This is a genomic window from Candidatus Hydrogenedentota bacterium, from assembly GCA_012523015.1.
GTDB lineage: Bacteria > Hydrogenedentota > Hydrogenedentia > Hydrogenedentales > CAITNO01 > JAAYBJ01.
The window spans coordinates 1-1,862 of record JAAYJI010000095.1 but is presented as its reverse complement, the minus strand read 5'-3'; the positions used below and the strand labels follow the sequence as shown (position 1 = coordinate 1,862).

The following is a 1,862-nucleotide window of genomic DNA, read 5'->3' as shown; positions in this document are numbered from 1 at the left end:
CCGCTTTCTGTTGTGATAATATATTTTTTCATATTGACCCCCATCATTTAGGGTGAAGTGTCCCTAGAATTCAATTTTTGTGCTCAAAAACCCAATCAATTATTCCAGCTTTTCCGTCTTCGCTTAACTCCCTTAATGAGGTAAGCATAGTATTGTGCGCCGTGAACATCACCCAAACACAAGTTCATCATTTTCTTATTCTCTGATTCTTCTCTGGCTTTAGTTCCTGTATGACAGCAAGCCACATTCTTATTTTACCATGAAAAGGGTCTTCGTACAAAAGAACGTCATAGGCCACTATGCAAACTCTCTCAAACTTTCTCATGCTTTGGGGGGTTACGTCATGTAGTCTTAGGGAATCCGGGTACTTTTCTCGGAGAACAATCGCATCCTTCCTGCAGCCTACCCGGCAAAGCCCACACCCATAACATTTGTTCACATTGATATAGCAACGTTGCAGCCCAACAGAATATTCTATCGCGCCAAATTGACAATACTGCAGGCACATGCGGCAGCCGATATAATAAGGGCAGAGACAGAGCAGAAGGAGGAGATCTCATGCCGAATATCAAGCCCATATCCAATTTACGGAATTATTCCAAGGAACTACATGATGTAGCAGTTGGAGCTCCAATTTTCCTGACATGGCCGCCCGTCGTTCCTCACTAGTGGATATAGATAACGATTCCCGTTTTGTAATCTCCGAGAATTACATGGTATTTTACCGGCATATAGATGCAGTTCTTTACGTTGACCGGATCTTATCTGCGAGACGGGATTATCTTCAGGTCCTTTTTGATAATTCTTACGCACCATAGTTTGGGCCACCGCAAACTTCTTGATTTCAGATTCATCCACAGTCTACGCTAGAAATGAACTCCTGAATATAGTTACGGTGCTTGTACAGGAGTTCAACCAAGCCTTTGAATGCCTGCTCAATTTTCTCTTTGGGGTTTCTGGTCCGAATGTCTAGTCTTTCACCACGAGCGTGGATTTCGGCTTCACCCATGGCAGCAATCAAGAGCGAGCGTGATCGTTCATAGCGAGAATCCAGTTCCCCGACTTAGAGGGCCTGGCCTGGGCATGACTACGACCCTCCTGTTTCGGTCAGATTATTGGTGGTAGCGTTCTTCCACACTTACCCCGCCACGTCCTCCCTGTAGCCACTATCATGAGGCGCCACACAATAAAACGAACCCAGTTTAGCTGGGGTTTTAGTATTTTTCAGGCTTGTCCCTTCGCCCAAGATCGCCACCGAGACTAGAAGCACAATGACGATGTCATTTGTCTCAAAACAGGGATCACATCATGTTCAAACCAGGGATTACGATTTAGCCAGCGATGGTTCAAGGGAGAGGGATGCACCAATGGCAGGAATTGTGGTAGGTACTCGCGGAAGCCTTTCACCGTTTCCGTTAGATTTCCTTTACGCCTCTCGCCCAAATAGTACTTCTGAGCATAACTCCCAACTAGCAGGATCGTTTCAATGTTGGGCATTGCTCTTACGAAATGCGGATGCCATTTCTCCGCAAACCCTTTACGAGGGGGATTGTCCCCTGTTTTGGCTTTACCAGGATAGTAAAAATCCATCGGCAACTGGGCGATGCACTCCGAGCCATAAAACTGCTCGCGAGATACGCCCAGCCAATCACGGAGTCGATCGCCGCTTGGATCATTCCAAAACAACCGTGTTTCTTCTGCTTTGCGACCTGGTGCTTGCCCCACGATAATAATGCGAGCCTGTTCTGCCGCCTTGAATAGAGGTGGAATCCCCCGTTTTGTATAGTCCTGGTTCATTGGATCCGCCATAATCTCTCGCTTAATCTCTTCAAATCTCGTCGCACAGTACCTCCAGGTAGATT

General features: G+C 46.6%; 1 protein-coding gene. It reads right to left on the bottom strand.

Annotated features, from left to right (window positions below):
- Positions 1 to 1,260 precede the first annotated feature (1,260 nt).
- Positions 1,261 to 1,809, bottom strand: a complete 549-nt coding sequence (locus GX117_04295) for a uracil-DNA glycosylase family protein (GenBank protein ID NLO32563.1) — start codon at positions 1,807 to 1,809, stop codon at positions 1,261 to 1,263.
- Between the last annotated feature and the right edge of the window lie 53 nt (positions 1,810 to 1,862).

Bases quoted from the DNA above. Each gene is read 5' to 3' on its own strand.
- GX117_04295 (NLO32563.1), bottom strand. From the start codon at position 1,809: ATGGCGGATCCAATGAACCAGGACTATACAAAACGGGGGATTCCACCT.